This window comes from Paraburkholderia sp. JPY419 (genome assembly GCF_050435705.1).
In the GTDB taxonomy this organism is placed as follows: Bacteria; Pseudomonadota; Gammaproteobacteria; order Burkholderiales; family Burkholderiaceae; genus Paraburkholderia; species Paraburkholderia youngii.
The window spans coordinates 709673-728683 of sequence record NZ_JBNDKV010000002.1 but is presented as its reverse complement, the minus strand read 5'-3'; the positions used below and the strand labels follow the sequence as shown (position 1 = coordinate 728683).

Here is a 19011-nt window from a genome sequence, read left to right as displayed (position 1 = left end):
CGGAAAACCGCCAGTCATCAGGAAAAACTCCACGGGCAGGTGCGGACGGGCGCGATGAGCCGCCGCGGTTGGAATGGGGTACGGCCCAGAGTTTAACCTGCGCTGCCGCGCGGGCAGGCTTTCACGGACTGGCTTGCAGGCGTTTCGCCGATGCTCCGGCGATATTGCGCTGCACGCCGCGTGCCTGCAACGCGATCGCCGAAGTGGGTTCGGCGCGTTTCGCGGCCGCTCGAATGCCCTAGGTGTAAACGCGCGCAGTGCTGGCGCGAGCGACCGTCGCGCAAAAGTTATAAGTCGCGCGACATGTCCGGCATGCCATACATGCGATTGGACGCATAGTTCTCTTCACCTACATTTCGACTCAGAAAAGCGTTACCCACACCAACAAATCCACGAGACGAACCTGATGACGGCCGCGCTGGCGGCCGTTTCAGCGCGCTGATAAAGGAGGCACTCATCATGATGGAACCCCAGGCCCTCGCGAATTCCGACGTCGCGAGCGAATCCTTCGAAACCGAATCATTCCGCGGTAAGGGCTTTATCGACCGCTACTTCGACATTTCCACGCGCGGCAGCACGCAGCGCCAGGAGATCGTCGCGGGCATCACGACCTTCCTCGCGATGGTTTATTCGGTATTCGTCGTGCCGGGCATGTTCGGCAAGGCGGGCTTCGATACCAGCGCGGTGTTCGTCGCCGTGTGTCTGACCACGGCGTTCGGCTCGCTGCTGATGGGCGTGTGGGCGCGTCTGCCGATCGCGATCGGCTGCGCGATCTCGCTGACCGCGTTCACCGCGTTCGGCCTCGTGCTCGGCAAGGGCCTGCATCCGAACGTCGCGCTCGGCGCGGTGTTCCTGATGGGCGTCGTGTTCACGACGATTTCGGTGACCGGCGTACGCTCGTGGATCCTGCGCAATCTGCCGACCGGCATCGCACACGGCACCGGCATCGGCATCGGCCTGTTCCTGCTGCTGATCGCCGCGAACGACGTCGGCCTCGTCGTCAAGAATCCGGGCGCGGGGCTGCCGGTGTCGCTCGGCAATATCACGGCGTTGCCGGCGCTGATGTCGGTGGCCGGACTCGCCGCGATCTTCGGGCTGGTGCGGCGGCGCGTGCCGGGCTCGATCCTGATCGTGATCGTCGCGATCTCGGCGATCGGGCTCGCGATCGATCCGGCCGTGGCGTTTCACGGCGTGTTCGCGGTGCCGTCGTTGAGCGCGCCGGGGCATGCGTCGCTGATCGGCGCGATGGACGTGAAGGGCGCGCTGTCGATGGCGGTGCTGCCGAGCGTGCTCGCGCTCGTGATGACCGCCGTGTTCGACGCGACCGGCACGATCCGCGCGGTCGCCGGCCAGGCGGGGCAACTCGACGAGAACGGCCGCATCATCAACGGCGGCCGCGCGCTGACCGCCGATTCGCTGAGTTCGATCTTCTCGGGCCTGCTCGGCGGCGCGCCGGCGGCCGCGTATATCGAATCGACGGTCGGGGTCGCGGCGGGCGCGAAGACCGGGATGGCGGCGGCGGTCGTCGGTCTGCTGTTTCTGGTCGTGATGTTCTTCTCGCCGCTCGCCGCGCTGGTGCCTTCGTACGCGACCGCACCCGCGCTGATGTACGTGGGGCTGCTGATGCTGTCGAACGTCGGCAAGCTGCATATGGACGACATGGTCGATGCGATGGCGGGGCTCCTGTGCGCGGTGTTCATCGTGCTGACCGCGAACATCGTGACCGGCATCATGCTCGGCTTCGCGACGCTCGTGATCGGACGCGTGGTCAGCGGCGAGTATCGCAAGCTCAACGTCGGCACCGTGGCGATCGCGGTGGTGCTGGTCGGGTTTTATCTCGGCGGCTGGGCGATCTGAGCGTTTGTCCTTGACTTTCGCCACCGCGTTTCTAAACCGTAGCTGTATGGTCAAGCCCTGCATCCGCAGGAAAGGAGACGCAGATGGAACCGCAACATCGTATCGCCAGCGAGCAGGAGTGGCTCGCGGCGAGCCGCGCGCTGCTCGCCGACGAAAAAGCGCATATGCGCGCTGGCGACGAACTCGCGCGCAGGCGTCGCGAATTGCCGTGGGTCAAGGTCGAGAAGCTTTATACGTTCGACACGCCGGACGGCCGCAAAACGCTCGCGGAGCTGTTCGACGGCCGCAGCCAGCTGATCGTTTATCACTTCATGCTGGGGCCGGACTGGCAGGAGGGCTGCGTCGGCTGCTCGTTCCTGTCGGACCATATGAGCGGGATTCTCACGCATCTCGTCCATCACGACGTCAGCTATGTGACCGTATCGCACGCGCCGCTCGAGAAAATCGACGCGTTCAAGCGGCGCATGGGATGGACCTTTCCGTGGGTGTCGTCGAGCGGCAGCGATTTCAATTTCGACTACCACGTGTCGTTCACGCCCGAGCAGCTGGCGAGCAAAAAGGCGTTCTACAACTTCACCGAACAGGACGTCGGCATCGACGAACAGCACGGCCACAGCGTGTTCTACAAGGACGAAAACGGCGACGTGTACCACACGTACTCATGCTACGCGCGCGGCGACGAGCGCTTCGTGAACACCTACGCGCTCTTGGACATCACGCCGAAAGGCCGCAACGAGAAGAGCAATCTGACCGACTGGGTCAGGCTTCACGACCGCTATGGCGACGAGGCGCACGGCGGCTGCGCGGAGTCCGGCTCGTTTACGGTGTGAAGTGGTGAAGGTGACGCAGAGAGAACGGCGGGGGCGCGCTACAGCGCCATCTCGAAGGCGGGTTTGAGAAACACCTCGATCGCCATCACGATGAGACTCATCGCCGCGGCGGAGAGCGTCAATACGCCGTATTCGTCGTAGCGCGTGTCGTACAGGCACGCGACGACGAACAGAATCGCCAGGAAGTTCGTCAGCCAGTAGAAGTTCAGCGCGAGCGTCATCGGTCGAATCCAGGCTCATGGGCGACGGTACGAATCGCGCCGTCGGGTCGACGCGATTCTATCGAAACTAGCTTACGGATTCGCAACGGCCGCGCTTACACAGCTTGCGGCACCATCATGTCGCGTTCGATCCATTCGATCACCGACGTGCGCCGCGGCTGCCAGCCAAGCAGCCTGCGCGCGCGCTCGCCGCGCACGCGGCTATTCGAGCCGAGACCGTACGAGGCCATTTCGTAGCCCCATTCCTGTTTCGCGTCTTCGAGCGGCCAGTTTTGCGGCGCGCCGAGCTTCATCGCGCGCGCGATCGCGGTGCTCATGTCGCGAAACGACACTTCGCCGCTTTCGACGAAATAGAACGTGCCGGCAGGGGTTTTATCGAGCGCGAGACGATACAGCTCGGCGACGTCGTCGATATGCACGTTCGACCAGATGTTGCCGCCGCTGCCCACATGACGCACGACGCCGCTCTTTTGCGCCTGGCGCACGAGCCGCGGCAACTGCACGCTCGCGCTGCCGGCCACCGCGCCGTGACCGTAGATCAGCGTGTTGCACAGCACGGCCGAGCGCACGTTGCGTTGCGCGGCGTCGAGTACCAGCTGATCGATCGCGACGCGCGCGGCCTTGTCGGCGCTCGGGGTGGGCAGCGCGTCTTCGTGATAGATGCGTGCTTCACCGGCTTCGCCGCCCGACGCATCGCCGACGATGCTCGACCCGCTCGTGTGCAGGAACACCTTGCCCGAACCCGCGAGTCCGTCGATCAGCGCGCGCACCGCGCCTTCGTGATCGCTGCTCGCGGCGTTGATCACCGCGTCGGCCGCTTGCGCTTCGGCGATCAGCAACGCGCGGTCGTCGAGCGTGCCGATGACCGGCTCGATCCCGAGCCGTTGCAGCTCGGCGCTGTGTTCGGGCTTGCGGATCAGCCCGCGCACCTGATGACCGGCGCGCGCCAGATGCGCCGCGATCGAGCCGCCGATGAAACCGCTCGCGCCAGTAACGAAAATCTTCAAGACGTTCTCCTGAGGGAATTGCTGGTACAGGCACGCAGTATCGCTCGCGCGGATTCTCGCAAAAAGCGTGTTAGTCTCAAATCAATCTTGATTCGAAATCAACAATGAAAACCTCCACCGACGAATTGCTGGTGTTCGTCACCGTGATCGACAGCGGTTCGATCACGGCGGCGGCCGAGAAGCTGGGGCAGACCGTCTCCGCCGTGAGCCGCGCGCTCACGCGCCTCGAACAGAAGCTCGACACCGCGCTGGTGCGGCGTACGACGCGGCGTCTGCATCTGACCGAGGAGGGCGACGCGTTCCTGCGGCGCGCCCGCGCGATTCTCGACGCGCTCGAAGAGGCCGAGGAGTCGGTCGCGCGCGGCCGCCAACGGCCGTCGGGGCGCTTGCGCGTCGATGCGGCGTCGCCGTTCATGCTGCATTGCGTGGCGCCGCATATGACCGCGTTTTCGGCGCTGTATCCGGAGATCCGGCTCGAACTGACCAGCAACGAGCGGATCGTCGATCTGCTCGAACAGAAGGTCGACATCGCGATTCGGATCGGCGCGCTGCAGGATTCGACGCTGCATGCGCGCGCGCTCGGCGAGAGCAGGCTGCGCGTGCTTGCGAGCCCCGCGTATCTGGCCGAGCACGGCGAGCCGAGCACGCTCGATGCGTTGCGCACGCATCGGCTGATCGGCTTTACGGCGCCCGAGCATCTGAATCGCTGGCCGTTGAGGGAAAGAGGCCGGGGAACGAAGCGCGTCAACGGGCAACGGGACGAAGCCGCGCTGCTAAAGATCGAACCGTCGATCACCGCATCGAGCGGCGAAACCTTGCGGCAACTGGCGCTGTCCGGCTGGGGCATCGCCTGTCTGGCCGACTTCATGACCGCCGCCGACGTGCGTGACAACCGCCTCGTGCCGATTCTCGGCAACCTGCTCGTCGACGAACGGCAACCCGTGCATGCGGTGTACTACCAGAGCGCATCGCTCGCGGGGCGCGTGCAGTGCTTCCTCGATTTCATCGCGGCGCGGGTCAAGCTCTGATCCGCGTCGCGGCGCCTTCTCTCCTATAACTCAGAGATCGGCCGAGTCGCGCCGCAAAGGTGTATATACAAGTGTAGGTTAAGCCGCAGAGCCCAAGCCGGCCCATGCGTCCTGCATCCGCCGCATGCCGACGCGCGGCCAAACCTGCTGACCTTACGCGGAATCCTGCGGCAAATAATGGAAATCCCCAGGCACGGAATCTCGAAAAAGAAGTTGTATATACAAGGCCCGCCGGCTAGACTTATTTGAACTTGTATAGACAGGACGACAACCATGATTCTGAAGCCCGGCCACCTGACCCTCCCGCAACTGCGCCAGATCGCACGCGAGCAGGTCACCCTGCAACTCGATCCCGGGAGCCACGCCGCCATCGACGCGTGTGCGCAGGCCGTCGCCGACATCACCGCCAAGGGCGAGCCGGCTTATGGCATCAACACGGGCTTTGGCCGCCTCGCCAGCACCCACATCCCGCGCGATCAGCTCGAATTGCTGCAACGCAATCTGGTGCTGTCGCACGCCGTCGGCGTCGGCGAGCCGATGTCGCGCCCGGTCGTGCGTCTGCTGATCGCGCTGAAGCTCTCGAGCCTCGGCCGCGGCCACTCGGGCATCCGCCGTGAAGTGATGGAAGCGCTGATCGCGCTGTTCAACGCCGACGTGCTGCCGGTGATCCCGGTCAAGGGTTCGGTCGGCGCATCGGGCGACCTCGCGCCGCTCGCGCATATGTCGGCGATCCTGCTCGGCGTCGGCGAAGTGTTCGCGAAGGGCGAGCGCATGCCGGCCACCGAAGGCCTCGCGCTCGTCGGCCTGAAGCCGCTCACACTGCAAGCGAAGGAAGGTCTCGCGCTGCTGAACGGCACCCAGGCGTCGGCCGCGCTCGCGCTCTACAACATGTTCGCGATCGAAGACCTGTTCCGCACGGCGCTCGTCGCCGGCGCGCTGTCGGTCGACGCGGCGATGGGCTCGGTCAAGCCGTTCGATGCGCGCATCCACGAACTGCGCGGCCATCAAGGCCAGATCGACGCGGCGGCCGCATATCGCTCGCTGCTGCAAGGCTCGGCGATCAACGTGTCGCACGCCGATTGCGACAAGGTGCAGGACCCGTACAGCCTGCGCTGCCAGCCGCAGGTGATGGGCGCGTGTCTCGACCAGATGCGTCAGGCCGCCGAAACGCTGCTGAGGGAAGCGAACGCGGTTTCCGACAATCCGCTGATTTTCCCGGACACCGGCGAAGTGCTGTCGGGCGGCAACTTCCACGCCGAGCCGGTCGCGTTCGCGGCGGACAACCTCGCGCTCGCCGCGGCGGAAATCGGCGCGCTCGCCGAGCGCCGCATCGCGCTCCTTATCGACGCGACGCTGTCGGGCCTGCCGCCGTTCCTCGTCAAGGATGGCGGCGTGAACTCCGGCTTCATGATCGCGCACGTGACGGCTGCCGCGCTCGCGTCGGAGAACAAGACGCTCGCGCATCCGGCCTCCGTCGATTCGCTGCCTACGTCGGCGAACCAGGAAGACCATGTGTCGATGGCGACGTTCGCCGCACGCAAGCTCGGCGATATCGCCGACAACACCGCGAACATCCTGTCGATCGAATTGCTCGCCGCCGCCCAGGGCGTCGATCTGCGCGCGCCGCACAAGACCAGCCCGAGCTTGCAGAAGGTGATGGACCTCGTGCGCAAGGACGTCGCGCACTACGAGCTCGATCACTACTTCGCCCCGGATATCGCGGCGGTCACGAAGCTCGTGCAGGCCGGCGCGGTCGCGAAGCTGAGTCCGTTCTCGTTCGTGTCGGAACAATGAGTCGTCGAGAGCGCGGATCACGACAATGAACGCACCCGCTTATCAGGGCATCAAGGACTTCATCCTCGCGCGCATTCATGCGGGCGAGTGGGCCGAAGGCGACCAGGTGCCCTCCGAAAACGAGCTTGCGCGCGAGTTCAGCGTCGCGCGCATGACGGTCAACCGCGCGTTGCGCGAGCTGACCTCGGAGCAGGTGCTCACACGCGTACAAGGCTCGGGCACGTTCGTCGCCCGGCCCAAGTACGAGTCCACCTTGGTGGCGATCCGCAGCATCTCCGATGAAATCGTCGCGCGCGGTCACCGCTATCAGGCGAAGGTGCTGAACATCGGCGCCAGCATCGCCGATGCGGCGCTCGCCGAAGAGATGCAGGTGAGCGCGGGCAGCCCCGTGTTTCATTCGCGTCTGCTGCATTTCGAAAACGACGAGCCGGTGCAGTTGGAGCAACGCTGGGTCAATCCGGCCGTCGCGCCCGAATACGGGCTGCAGGACTTCACGAACACCACGCCGAACCAGTACCTCGTGCGCGTCGCGCCGCTGCAGCGCGTCGAGTACCGCATCGAGGCGCTCGCCGCCGACGACATCACGCGCGAGCTGTTGAACATGAGTGAACGCGAGCCGTGTCTGGTGCTGCACCGGCGTACGTGGTCGCAAGGCGAGGTCGCCTCGATCGCGAATCTGTGGCATCCGGGCACCCGTTATCGCTTCACTGGGCATTTCTGAATTCGCTTTTTCGCGCCTTCTCGCGCCTTTTCGTTTCCGCCGAATCTTTATCGAACATCGTCACGCATTCCGAGGCACACCATGAACAATCCGAAACACATCGATCCGCGTCTTGATCCGACTCGCACGGTCCGCGCACCGCGCGGCGCGGAAAAGACCTGCAAGACCTGGATCGCGGAAGCCGCGTACCGGATGATCCAGAACAATCTGGACCCCGAGGTCGCCGAGCACCCGCACGCGCTCGTCGTGTACGGCGGCATCGGCCGCGCCGCGCGCAACTGGGATTGCTTCGACCAGATCCTCGCGTCGCTGAAGGAGCTGAACGAAGACGAAACACTGCTGATTCAATCGGGCAAGCCGGTCGGCGTGTTTCGCACGCATGCGGACGCGCCTCGCGTGCTGCTCGCGAATTCGAATCTGGTGCCGCATTGGGCGACCTGGGAACACTTCCACGAACTCGACCGCAAGGGCCTGATGATGTACGGCCAGATGACGGCGGGCAGCTGGATCTACATCGGCAGCCAGGGCATCGTGCAGGGCACCTACGAGACCTTCTTCGCGGTCGCGAACCAGCACTTCGACGGGGAGCCTGCGGGCCGCTGGATTCTGACCGGCGGTCTCGGCGGCATGGGCGGCGCGCAGCCGCTCGCGGCGACGATGGCGGGCTTCTCGATGATCGCGGTCGAATGCGACGAGACGCGCATCGACTTCCGTCTGAAGACGCGCTACGTCGACAGGAAAGCGAAGACGCTCGATGAAGCGCTCGCGATGCTCGACGAAGCGAAAAAGGCCGGCAAGCCGATCTCGGTCGGCCTGCTCGGCAACGCGGCCGACGTGTTCGCCGAGTGCGTCGCGCGCGGCATCACGCCGGATTGCGTGACCGACCAGACCAGCGCGCACGATCCGATTCACGGCTACCTGCCGCAAGGCTGGACGGTGGCGGACTGGCGCGAGCGTCAGAAGACCGCGCCGGACAGCATCGTCACGCCGGCTAAACAGTCGATGGCGAGGCAGGTGCAGGCGATGCTGACGCTGCAGGAACGCGGCGCGGCCACGCTCGACTACGGCAACAACATCCGTCAGATGGCGCTCGAAATGGGCGTGGAAAACGCGTTCGATTTCCCCGGCTTCGTGCCGGCGTATATCCGCCCGCTGTTCTGCGAAGGCAAGGGCCCGTTCCGCTGGGTCGCGCTGTCGGGAGACCCCGAGGACATCTACAAGACCGATGCGAAGGTCAAGGAGCTGATCCCCGACGATCCGCATCTGCACAACTGGCTCGACATGGCGCGCGAACGCATTGCGTTCCAGGGTCTGCCGGCGCGCATCTGCTGGGTCGGCGTGAAGGATCGCTATCGTCTCGGCCAGGCGTTCAACGAAATGGTCAGGAACGGCGAGCTGAAGGCGCCGATCGTGATCGGCCGCGATCATCTCGACACGGGCTCGGTCGCGAGCCCGAACCGCGAAACCGAATCGATGAAGGACGGCTCGGACGCGGTCAGCGACTGGCCGTTGCTGAACGCGCTGCTCAATACCGCGGGCGGTGCGTCGTGGGTGTCGCTGCATCACGGCGGCGGCGTCGGCATGGGCTTCTCGCAGCACTCGGGCGTCGTGATCGTCGCGGACGGCACCGAAGCCGCGCACCAGCGCCTCGGCCGTGTGCTGCTGAACGATCCGGCCACCGGCGTGATGCGTCACGCGGATGCCGGCTATGAACTCGCGCAGCAGACCGCACGCGAGGCAGGCCTCAATCTGCCTATGCTGGGACGCTGATCGTGACCCAGGCCCACCACGCGGGCGACATGGCAAGCGTCTCGCTGATTCGCGGCGCCGAGCTCGTGGCGGCGCCGTGGAAAAACGGCGGCGGCGTTACGCGCGAAGTCGCGGCGTTTCCGTCGCTGGTCGGCGGGCAGGGTGCGGGCGCCGACTTCGTGTGGCGTGTGAGCGTCGCCGATGTCGCGCAGGCCGGGCCGTTCTCGCGCTTCGACGGCGTCGACCGGACGCTCGTGCTGCTGTCTGGCGCGGGCATGCTGCTCGATGAGCTGGGCGACGCGGGCGTCATGTCGACGCATGTGCTGCGGCAGCCGCTCGACGTCGCGCGCTTTAACGGCGAGACGCGCATCGACGCGCGTCTCGTCGCTGGCGCGACGCGCGACTTCAACCTGATGGTGCGGCGCGACGTGGCGCGGGGCGAGCTGGACGTGTGGCGTGTCGGCGCGAAGCAGGATTCGCCGCGCGTGCTCGACGGCGACGCGGCGCTGCTGTTTTGCGCGGGCGGAGCGGTCACGGTCGCGCTGGCGGCGGACCACGCGCAAGCCGTGCGGCTCGACACCGGCGACACGCTGCGCGTCGACGGGCCGAACGCGCTCGCATGCACGCTAACGGGCGACGGCGCGGTGCTCGCCATCACGATCCGCTATACGCGATGACGATTCACGCGTGATGAGGCATTGCATGCGCTCCATCACGGCCAACCCATCCACAGACACGCAACGAGCGGCAAAGAGCACGCGATGAAGCAAACCGTCTGGCATCACCTGAATTTGTGCCCGCAGGGCGATCCTCGCCACACGCTCGCCGATGCCGCGATCGCTGTCGAAGACGGCCGCATCGCGTGGCTCGGCGGGTTCGCCGAGTTACCCGCGCAATATGCCGGATGGCCGCGCGAAGACCTGCGCGGCGCGTGGGTGACGCCGGGCCTGATCGATTGTCATACGCACCTCGTGTATGGCGGCCAGCGTGCCGACGAATTCGCGCAACGGCTCGCGGGCGTCAGCTACGAAGAAATCGCGCGACAGGGCGGCGGCATCGTATCGACGGTGCGGGCCACGCGCGCGGCGGACGAAGCGTCGCTGTTCACGCAGGCGGCGGCGCGGCTCGAACCGCTGCTCGCCGAAGGCGTGACGGCGATCGAAATCAAATCGGGCTACGGTCTCGATCTCGCGAGCGAGCGCAAGATGCTGCGCGTCGCGCGACAACTCGGCGAGCGCTATCCGGTCACGGTCTATACGACGTTTCTCGGCGCGCACGCGCTGCCGCCCGAATTCGCGGGCCGCGCCGACGCGTATATCGACGAAGTCTGCAACACGATGCTGCCCGCGCTAGCGGACGAAGGCCTCGTCGATGCGGTCGACGTGTTCTGCGAGCGCATCGGTTTTTCGCTGGAGCAAAGCGAGCGAGTGTTCAACGCGGCCGCGCACTACGCGCTGCCGGTCAAGATGCACGCCGAGCAGTTGTCGAACGGCGGCGGCACCGCGCTCGCGGCGCGGCATCGCGCGCTGTCGGCGGACCACCTGGAGTTTCTCGACGAAGCCGGCGTCGCCGCGATGAAGGAAGCGGGCACCGTCGCGGTGCTGCTGCCGGGCGCGTACTACTTCATCCGCGAGACGCAGTTGCCGCCGCTCGAACTGCTGCGGCGCTACGAGGTGCCGATCGCGATCTCGACCGACAGCAACCCGGGCACATCGCCGGCGACTTCGTTGCTGCTGATGATGAACATGGCGAGCACGCTGTTTCGCATGACCGTGCCCGAGGTGCTGCAGGGCGTGACCACGCATGCGGCGCGCGCGCTCGGCAGCAGCGATCGGCACGGCACGCTGCAGGTGGGTCGCGCGGCCGACTTCGCGGTGTGGTCGGTCGATTCGCTGGCCGAGCTCGCTTACTGGATTGGCCGGCCGTTGTGCGCGCGCGTCGTGCGCGCGGGCGAAACCGTGTATACGCGGCGCGGGTCGAGTGTGACCTGAACCGAACCGGAACCTGACAGATGACGCAATCCAATCAATCGCTGTTCGCCGCCGACGCGTATCTGCCCGAGGGCTGGCGCCGCAACGTGCTGCTCGAATGGGACGCGCGCGGCACGCTGAGCGCCGTTACGCCGGATCGACCCGAAGCGCCGGCCGGTGTGCCGAAAGCGGCTGGCCCGCTGATGCCTGGCATGCCCAACCTTCACTCGCACGCGTTTCAGCGCGCGATGGCGGGGCTCACCGAATATCGCGCCAACGCGACCGATAACTTCTGGTCGTGGCGCGACCTGATGTATCGCTTCGCCGCGCGCATCACGCCGGAGGGCCTCGCGAGCGTCGCGCAGTGGCTCTACATCGAAATGCTGAAGGCGGGCTATACGTCGGTGTGCGAGTTCCACTACGTGCATCACGCGCAGGACGGCCAGCGCTACGCGAATCGGGCCGAGCTTGCTGAGCGCGTGGTCGATGCGGCGGCGGCGAGCGGCATCGGCATCACGATGCTGCCGGTGCTGTATCAGTACAGCGGCTTCGGCGCGCGCGCGCCGCGCGAGGATCAACGGCGCTTCATCAATACGCCGGAGAGCCTGCTCGATCTGCTCGGCACGCTGCGCGCCGCGCGCCCCGAACATGCGGCACTGCGTTACGGTGTGGCGCCGCATTCGCTGCGCGCGGTATCGGAGGCATCGTTGCGCGCGCTGCTTGGCGGCATCGATGCGAGCGCGCCCGTGCATATCCATATCGCCGAGCAAACCGCCGAGGTGGACGCGTGCATCGAAACCGAAGGCGCGCGGCCGGTGCAATGGCTGCTCGATCGTTTCGAGGTGGATAGCCGCTGGTGTCTCGTGCACGCGACCCATGTCGATCCGCATGAAACGCTAGCGCTCGCGAAAAGCGGCGCGGTCGCGGGCTTGTGTCTGACCACCGAGGCCAATCTCGGCGACGGCATTTTCCCCGCGCACGACTATCTGGACGCGCACGGCCGCATCGGCGTCGGCTCGGATAGCCATATCGGCGTCGACTGGCGCGCCGAATTGCGTCTGCTCGAATACGGCCAGCGTCTGACGCGCCGGCAGCGCAACGTGCTGGCGTCGGCGCAGGCTCCGCATGTCGCGGACCGCCTGTATGCGGCCGCGCTCGACGGCGGCGCGCGCGCGACCGGCCGCGCGGTCGGCGCGTTGCAGCCCGGCCATCGCGCGGACTGGCTCGTGCTCGACGCCGCTCATTCGAGCATCGCCGAGCACGAGCGAGAAGCGTGGCTGTCGGGCGTCGTATTCTGCGAGCACGGCGATACGCCGATCCGCGACGTCTATGCGGGCGGCATCAAGGTCGTCGATGATCGCCGGCATCGCGACGAAGAGCGCGCATATGCGCGCTATCGCGCGGCGCTCGCGGAACTGCTCAAATAACGGCGATGCGCGCCGAACCGATTCTCCGATCCCTCTGATTCCGGACTGACATGACTGCTTCGAACCTCACGCCGGTTTTCTCGCTGCATCAGGGAAGCCTGCCGCTGCTGATCTCCATCCCGCATCTGGGCACGCAAATCCCCGCCGACATCGCCGCGACGATGACGCCGGTCGCGCAACGCACCGACGATTGCGACTGGCATCTCGATCGCCTGTACGCATTCGCGAAGGTTCTCGGCGCGTCGTTCCTGACGCCAACCTACGCGCGCTACGTGATCGACCTCAACCGTCCGCCCGACGGCGCGAACCTGTACCCGGGGCAGGACACCACGGGTCTCTTGCCGGTCGATACGTTCGACAAGGAGCCGCTCTATCGCGACGGCCATCTGCCCGACGACGCCGAAGTCGCGCGCCGTCGCGACGCGTACTGGAAGCCGTATCACGACGCGCTCACTGGCGAAATCGCGGCGCTGAAGGCGAAGCACGGCAAGGTGCTGCTGTGGGAAGCGCATTCGATCCGCTCGCGCGTGCCGCGATTTTTCGACGGACGTCTGCCGGACTTCAACTTCGGCACGTCGAACGGTACGAGCGCGGCGCCGGGACTAGGCGACGAACTGGCCGCGCTGGTCGAGCGCCACGGTGGCTATACGGCGGTCGCGAATGGCCGCTTCAAGGGCGGCTATATCACGCGCCAATATGGTCAGCCCGAGCAGGGCGTGCATGCGGTGCAACTCGAACTGTCGCAGATCACGTACATGGAAGAGCGCTTGCCTTATGCATACGATGAAGACCTCGCCGCGAAGGTCGCGCCGTTGCTCGAAGCGCTGGTGACGACGGCTCTCGCTCGCGTGAAAGCAGCCTGACTAGGTGATCCGACGGGTGCCGTGAGGACGGCGTCGGCGTGCATCGGTTAGCGGATCGCGAAGGTGTAACAGCATGTGTCCGTGATTGCATATCGGCGCGATCGTATGGAATGGTTTGGGCGTCTAGCGCGCACAGCGTATCGTGCGCCGGCTGTTTCACGACGCGGCGCGCCATGAAAAAAGAGCCCCGCGAAAGCGGGGCTTTTTATGTGCACCGCGTCCTTGGACACGGTTTCACCGCCATTAGTGGCAGCGCTTTTCCCAATGATGATGAACCTTCACCTTATGGCACTCGTGGTGATGTTCATAAGCTTGAGCGGGAGCGATCGCGCTCAGGGTGGCGACGGCTGCGGCGATGGTGAGAACGATTTTCTTCATTACAAAACCCTTAAGTCAATGTTGTGGAGCGACCCATGCAGCACGACCCGTGCCGCATCGGCGTGTAAGCATGCCACATCGAGCGCCCGCGAACAGGAACGGTGCGCAAATACGTGTGTCAATGCAACACGCGATGTGTTGTAAGCCCTGTTTTAGCGCGCTTTGCGCTGAATTGGCCGGTGCGTACCATGTCATGCGTGTACCTTCGGCATATGGGCCCCACCGCACGCAGGGCGGCATAGCTGCCTTGCACGCGACAGCGCGAGACGACTACCCTTTCAAAACGATGACATGCGCGACGCGGTCATCGATTCATCAGGCGAAAAGATGGAAGACCCAGCGATGGAAGATTCCGACCAATTGCTGCTGCCAGTCTGGCGCGCGAACCTGGTGTTGCTGACCAGCGAGGTTGGCGCCGCGAGCCGGCTCGCGCGCATGATGACGTTTTCCGCGAGCTATCTGAAGCTGATGCTGTCCGGCCAACGCGAATTCAGCGAGGAATTCGTGCGCGGCGTCGAGGCGGTCACCGGCTTGCCGGGCGGCTGGATGAACGTGCCGCACAGCGGTCACGAGATTCCGCCGAACGCGCGCGAGGCGATCGACAACGAGCAGCCGCTCGCGCGCTTTCGCGGCACCGCGCATCCGGTGCGCAAGAAGACGGTGCTGCGGCCCGAGCCGATTTTCGGGCAACCGGGGCCCGCGCGTCGCGTCGAGGAAGAAACGCTCGATGTCGAAGCGCACCGCCGTCATGTGCATTTTCGCAAGGTACGCGATGTCGCGACGCAGGAAGTGCGGCGCTTCGAGCGGCATCTGCTGCATGCGCCGGTCGAACTCGCGTCGATGCGTGCGAAGGTCGAGGACGTGATGGCCGCGGCCGAACTCGACGACCGCATTCAGGCCGATCTCGAGGGCCGGCTCGAACAGATCGACAAGCACCGGCACATGCTGCTGCGGCACGTGGAAAAACTGCAGGCGCTGCTGAGCCAGCTCGACGACGGCGAGTGATCGCGATTGACGGCGGCCCCGGTCCGAAACGCGCGGGCCGGCGATGTGCTACAACGACGACACGCATCTTGCCGAGGTGGATCTTGGGGAACATCGTCGTCAGGTTGGCGCACGCGTCGCTCGCGCGAAGCGTGCGCGCCGCGGCGCTGCTTGCGGCGCTAACTGCCGCGAGCGGCATCGCCTTCCCCCTTCGCGCGAGCGCCGCCGAAATCGCTACCTCCCCCAACGAACGCGCCCCTGCGACGATCGAGCGTGACGTCCATTTGTTCGTGATCCAGAAAGACGGCTCCATCGAGGAACACGACGACACGGTGATGCGCGCGGACACGGCCAGCGGTGTCGACGCAATCGCGCAACGCTACGTGTGGTTCAACAAGGACATCGAGCAGGTGCAACTGCTGGCCGCCGAAACGATCGATCCCGACGGTACCGCGCATGCCGTCGGTCCCGAGGCGATCCGCGACGTGCAGGAGCCGCGTTCGTCCGGTGCGCCGAGCTTCGAGGACGGAGTGTTGCGCACCGTGATCTTCCCCGGCGTCACGAGCGGCTCGCGCGTGCATCTGGCGTTTCGTAAGACCCGCGCGAAGCCGCTGCAGGCGGGCACTTTCGGTTATCTGGTCGAGCCGTCGCTCGAACCCGTCGACGAGCAGCGTCTGATCTTCGATCTGCCCGCCGACGTGCCGCTCTACGCGGACGCGCGCGGCTACGTCGCGGTGCCGCCCGTCACCGCGAACGGCCGCACCCGCTACGAGTTCGACTATCGGCACGGCCCCTATCCGCGCGTGGAAGCGGGCGCGGTCGGCTATGCGAACTGGGGTGACCGGCTGATGGTGTCGACGGTAGCGGACTTCGCGAGCTTCGCCGAGCGCTATCGCGGTCCCGCCGATAACGACGCGACCCGCGACGATCCCGCGATCGTCAGTCTTGCTCAGCAACTGACGGCCAGCCTCAGCGATCCGCACGACAAAGCCCGCGCTTTATACGACTGGATGCGTCTGAACATCCGCTACGTCGCGCTTTTCCTCGGCGAGACGGCGGCGATTCCGCACAAGGCGGCCGATATCCTGCGCAACCGCTATGGCGACTGCAAGGACCATGTCGCGCTATACGGTGCGTTGCTCGCGGCGGTCGGCATTCGCAGCGAGCCGGTGCTGCTGAATCTCGGCCCGTACTACACGTTGCCCGAGGTGCCGGGCTACGGCGCGAGCGCGATCAATCACGCGATCATCTGGATTCCCGAGTTGGCGCAATTCGCGGACACGACGGCGGGCGGCACCGCGTTCGGCTATCTGCCTGGCGGCGTGATGGACCGGCCGGTGCTGCTCGTCGACGCCGGCGTGCTCGCGCGCACGCCCGCCACTCAACGGCACGAACGCAACGCGCGCGTGCAGATCGACATCGATGAAAACGGCACCGCGCATTACGCGTACCGCGTCGAAGACCGGGGCTATCCCGCGGAGATCGAACGCAACACGTTCCGACGCGCGACGCGCGAGGGCGCGCAGCAGATTGCCGCGAGCCGTCTGCTGAAAACGGGCTTGCATGGCACCGCGCAGTTGCAGACCGACGACGTCGCCGTGACCGGCGGACCGTTCGCGACGTCGATGCAGGGCAGCGTGCCGCATCTGATCTGGCCAGACGGCACGACCGCCGTGCCGGCGCTGACGAGTCTCGCCGGCGGCATGAACTCACAGGTCGAGGCGTGGCTCGCGGAACCCGTCAGAACGCAGCCGTGGGCATGCATCGGCGGGGAGTTCGATGAAACGCTGGAAATGAGTTTGCCGCGCTTCGTGCGCGTGACGGACCTGCCGACTGACACCACGGTCGAGGACCCGTTGCTCTCATTTGCGTCGCGCTACGTGTTCGATCCGGTGACGCGCACGTTGCAGGTCAACCGGCATCTGCGCGCCGCGTTCGGCCACCAGATGTGTACGGCTAACGAGTTCGCGGCGATTCGCGACGACCTCGTGCGCATCGAGCGCGATCTGGATGCCGAGGTGGTCGTCAGGGCGGCGGCCGGGAGGCAGTAGCGCGCCCCACGCCGGCCGCAAGCTGGGCAGGGCCGCTACGATTCACTGGACAGCGAACTCAGGTGCCGCTCTTCGTGACGACCGGCACCCATGCGCCGTTCTTCACCTGATACAGCGTCGAGGCGCCGCTCTTCAACGCGCCGGTGTTGTCGAACGAGATCTTGCCGGTCACGCCGTCGTAGTCGATCGACTTGAGCACCGGGCGGTACACGTTCGGCGAATCGGATTTGGCCTGCTGCATCGCCTTGATCGCGACCCACGCGCCGTCATAACCGAACGGCGCATACGACAGCACATCCGCGCCGAAGCGCTTCTTGAACTTCGCGTTGAAGTCCTTGCCACCCGGCAGTTGCGCGAGCGGGCGGCCGTATTCCCAGGCCATCGCTCCGTCGGACGCATCGCCCGCGAGCTTGATGAAGTCTTCGTCCATCACGCCGCCGCCGCCGACCAGTTGCGCGTTCAGGCCGAGCTGCTTCATGCGCCGCGCGAAGCCCGCCGCCTGGCTGTCGAGGCCGGCGAAGAACACGAGGTCCGCATTGGCGCCCTTGAACTTGGTGATCTGCGTGCTGAAGTCGACCGCGTGGTTGTCGGTGTAGTCGCGCGCGACGATCGTGCCGCCGTGTGCCTTCACGGCCTTCTCGAACTCGTCGGCTTCGCCCTGGCCGAACGCGGTGCGATCGTCGATGATCGCGATGCGCTTGGCCTTCGTTACCTCGACCGCATAAATGCCTGCGTTGCCGGCGTTCTGCGCATCGGTCGAAATCACCATGAAGGTGTTCGCGAAGCCGCGGCCCGTGATGATCGGATTCGTCGCGGCGGGATCGAGCACCGGAATGCCGGCCTGTTCGTAGACCTGCGAGGCCGGGATCGTCGTGCCCGAGTTGAAGTGGCCGACCACCACCGCGACGCCCGAGTCGACCAGCTTCTGCGCGGCCTGCACGCCGACGCGCGGGTCGGCCTGGTCGTCCTGCGAGACGATCTCGAAGTGTGCGACTTTGTCGCCGATCTTGATCTTCTGTGCGTTGGCCTCGTCGATCGCGAGCCGCACACCGTTTTCCAGATCCTTGCCGTAGCCGGCATTGGCGCCCGTCAGCGGCGCGGCAAAACCGATCTTGACCGGCAGGTCGTCGGCGAAACTGGCAACAGGCGCGACGGCAAACATCGCACCCACGAGCATGGCCAGCGGTTTCAGCGTGTTGCGAAGACTCATGGTCTCTCCTTGCATCGACGGTTGTTATGAAAGCGGTGCGACGAAAGCGGTACGACACGTGAGGCCGAGGGAAGCCCTCGCGCATCGCAAGGCTACGAAGGATCGGTCGCCGCTCACAATGCTGGAATACGCGCAGTGACGTTGCGCTTCGCAGCGTGTTCGCGGGTCAATCTGGGGCGAATATAGAAAGCCAAATTGCCGTCGTCTTGGCAATTCGTGGCGTTTTGGATGAGCATTTCGGCATAGCGGGCCGTGTGCGCATCACGTCCACAATGAGCGTGCGTGAGGCATCCAGGCTGGCTTGCCGCGAGAAGTTCCGCTGCGGCTGCGGATTGCGGCATACGCTTAAGAAACCGGCGCGAGCGCGCCGGCCAGTGTTGCGGTGTTGCGGAGTTAGCGTTGGGGCGGAGAGATTCGAGCCTTTCGCCTAGCGCTCGCCTTGCTGACGCAGCAATTCCTCACGCAGACGCAGGAGCGGCGCCTTCGTGTCTTCGTCGGCCCACGTGTCGAGATCGTCGATGGCGCGCTGGCAGCCGTCGAGCACCACGTCCAGATCGACCGGCACGCCGTTGTTCAGTGCGAATTCGATCGTCTCGGCGAATTGCTGGCACTCGTCCTCGCCGTACGAGATGTCGAGACTGTCGGCGATGATTTCGGCGATGTTGCTGCGTGCCTTGTCGTCGGCCGTCACCATCTCGACGATGCCGCGCGCGACGGCAGGCGAGTAGTAGAGCGCGATATCGAGCCATTGCGCGGGATCGAAGTCGGGCTGGTCGAACTGGTTCTCGAAGTACTCGATCGCTTCCTGTTCGTGCGCTTCGTCAGCGTCGACGCTGATGCACAACTGCTCAAAAAATTCTTCCCGCTCGCTGCGGATATGACCGTCCATCGAATGCCTCGTCTGCTGAATGCCGAATGCTG

The 19011-nt window shown here is 65.5% G+C and carries 17 protein-coding genes; 12 read left to right on the top strand and 5 right to left on the bottom strand.

The window, feature by feature from the left end; translation table 11 throughout:
- The first annotated feature begins 462 nt into the window (after nucleotides 1-462).
- The gene (locus QFZ91_RS09525; protein ID WP_429568615.1) at nucleotides 463-1857 is read left to right on the top strand and encodes an NCS2 family permease; all 1395 of its coding nucleotides are present in this window, start codon (nucleotides 463-465) and stop codon (nucleotides 1855-1857) included.
- Nucleotides 1858-1940: 83 nt separating this feature from the next.
- Entirely contained in the window at nucleotides 1941-2687 is a 747-nt protein-coding gene (locus tag QFZ91_RS09520; protein ID WP_368716661.1) for a DUF899 domain-containing protein, read from the top strand.
- 38 nt (nucleotides 2688-2725) lie between these two features.
- Here the strand turns inward: QFZ91_RS09520 and QFZ91_RS09515 are convergent, their stop codons facing one another.
- Together QFZ91_RS09515 and QFZ91_RS09510 are read right to left on the bottom strand one after the other, a co-directional pair.
- Nucleotides 2726-2908, bottom strand: coding sequence for a hypothetical protein (locus QFZ91_RS09515; protein WP_129956541.1), 183 nt, complete (start codon nucleotides 2906-2908; stop codon nucleotides 2726-2728).
- 95 nt (nucleotides 2909-3003) lie between these two features.
- Nucleotides 3004-3915, bottom strand: a complete 912-nt coding sequence (locus tag QFZ91_RS09510) for an NAD-dependent epimerase/dehydratase family protein (RefSeq protein ID WP_429567085.1) — start codon at nucleotides 3913-3915, stop codon at nucleotides 3004-3006.
- 104 nt (nucleotides 3916-4019) lie between these two features.
- Here QFZ91_RS09510 and QFZ91_RS09505 point away from each other — a divergent pair, with 104 nt between their 5' ends.
- The 8 genes from QFZ91_RS09505 to hutG all read left to right on the top strand — a co-directional run bounded on the left by QFZ91_RS09505 (nucleotide 4020) and on the right by hutG (nucleotide 13467).
- Nucleotides 4020-4943, top strand: coding sequence for a LysR substrate-binding domain-containing protein (locus QFZ91_RS09505; RefSeq protein WP_429567084.1), 924 nt, complete (start codon nucleotides 4020-4022; stop codon nucleotides 4941-4943).
- A gap of 273 nt (nucleotides 4944-5216) precedes the next feature.
- Entirely contained in the window at nucleotides 5217-6737 is a 1521-nt protein-coding gene (hutH, locus tag QFZ91_RS09500) for a histidine ammonia-lyase (protein ID WP_429567083.1), read from the top strand.
- A gap of 25 nt (nucleotides 6738-6762) precedes the next feature.
- On the top strand, nucleotides 6763-7458 hold the full coding sequence (gene hutC / locus QFZ91_RS09495) for a histidine utilization repressor (protein ID WP_176378054.1): 696 nt from the start codon (nucleotides 6763-6765) through the stop codon (nucleotides 7456-7458).
- 81 nt (nucleotides 7459-7539) lie between these two features.
- Nucleotides 7540-9228 (top strand): urocanate hydratase, encoded by a 1689-nt coding sequence (hutU, locus tag QFZ91_RS09490; RefSeq protein WP_429567082.1) that lies wholly within the window; start codon nucleotides 7540-7542, stop codon nucleotides 9226-9228.
- Between the two features lie 29 nt (nucleotides 9229-9257).
- Complete coding sequence (locus tag QFZ91_RS09485; RefSeq protein WP_429568614.1) at nucleotides 9258-9884, top strand: HutD/Ves family protein; 627 nt, start codon at nucleotides 9258-9260, stop codon at nucleotides 9882-9884.
- An 84-nt stretch (nucleotides 9885-9968) separates the two neighbouring features.
- A complete protein-coding gene (gene hutI / locus QFZ91_RS09480; RefSeq protein WP_429567081.1) occupies nucleotides 9969-11198 on the top strand; it encodes an imidazolonepropionase in 1230 nt (409 codons plus the stop codon).
- A 20-nt stretch (nucleotides 11199-11218) separates the two neighbouring features.
- The gene (locus QFZ91_RS09475) at nucleotides 11219-12604 is read left to right on the top strand and encodes a formimidoylglutamate deiminase (protein ID WP_429567080.1); all 1386 of its coding nucleotides are present in this window, start codon (nucleotides 11219-11221) and stop codon (nucleotides 12602-12604) included.
- A 50-nt stretch (nucleotides 12605-12654) separates the two neighbouring features.
- Entirely contained in the window at nucleotides 12655-13467 is an 813-nt protein-coding gene (hutG, locus tag QFZ91_RS09470) for an N-formylglutamate deformylase (RefSeq protein ID WP_429567079.1), read from the top strand.
- A 243-nt stretch (nucleotides 13468-13710) separates the two neighbouring features.
- Here the strand turns inward: hutG and QFZ91_RS09465 are convergent, their stop codons facing one another.
- Entirely contained in the window at nucleotides 13711-13845 is a 135-nt protein-coding gene (locus QFZ91_RS09465; RefSeq protein WP_429567078.1) for a hypothetical protein, read from the bottom strand.
- A 342-nt stretch (nucleotides 13846-14187) separates the two neighbouring features.
- Here QFZ91_RS09465 and QFZ91_RS09460 point away from each other — a divergent pair, with 342 nt between their 5' ends.
- Nucleotides 14188-14850: a hypothetical protein gene (locus tag QFZ91_RS09460; protein WP_429567077.1), complete on the top strand. Its 663-nt coding sequence runs from the start codon at nucleotides 14188-14190 to the stop codon at nucleotides 14848-14850.
- 83 nt (nucleotides 14851-14933) lie between these two features.
- Entirely contained in the window at nucleotides 14934-16880 is a 1947-nt protein-coding gene (locus tag QFZ91_RS09455; RefSeq protein ID WP_429567076.1) for a DUF3857 domain-containing transglutaminase family protein, read from the top strand.
- Between the two features lie 58 nt (nucleotides 16881-16938).
- Here QFZ91_RS09455 and QFZ91_RS09450 read toward each other — a convergent pair whose 3' ends face one another.
- Nucleotides 16939-18090 (bottom strand): branched-chain amino acid ABC transporter substrate-binding protein, encoded by a 1152-nt coding sequence (locus tag QFZ91_RS09450; RefSeq protein WP_176378048.1) that lies wholly within the window; start codon nucleotides 18088-18090, stop codon nucleotides 16939-16941.
- A 427-nt stretch (nucleotides 18091-18517) separates the two neighbouring features.
- Nucleotides 18518-18979, bottom strand: coding sequence for a hypothetical protein (locus QFZ91_RS09445; protein WP_429567075.1), 462 nt, complete (start codon nucleotides 18977-18979; stop codon nucleotides 18518-18520).
- Between the last annotated feature and the right edge of the window lie 32 nt (nucleotides 18980-19011).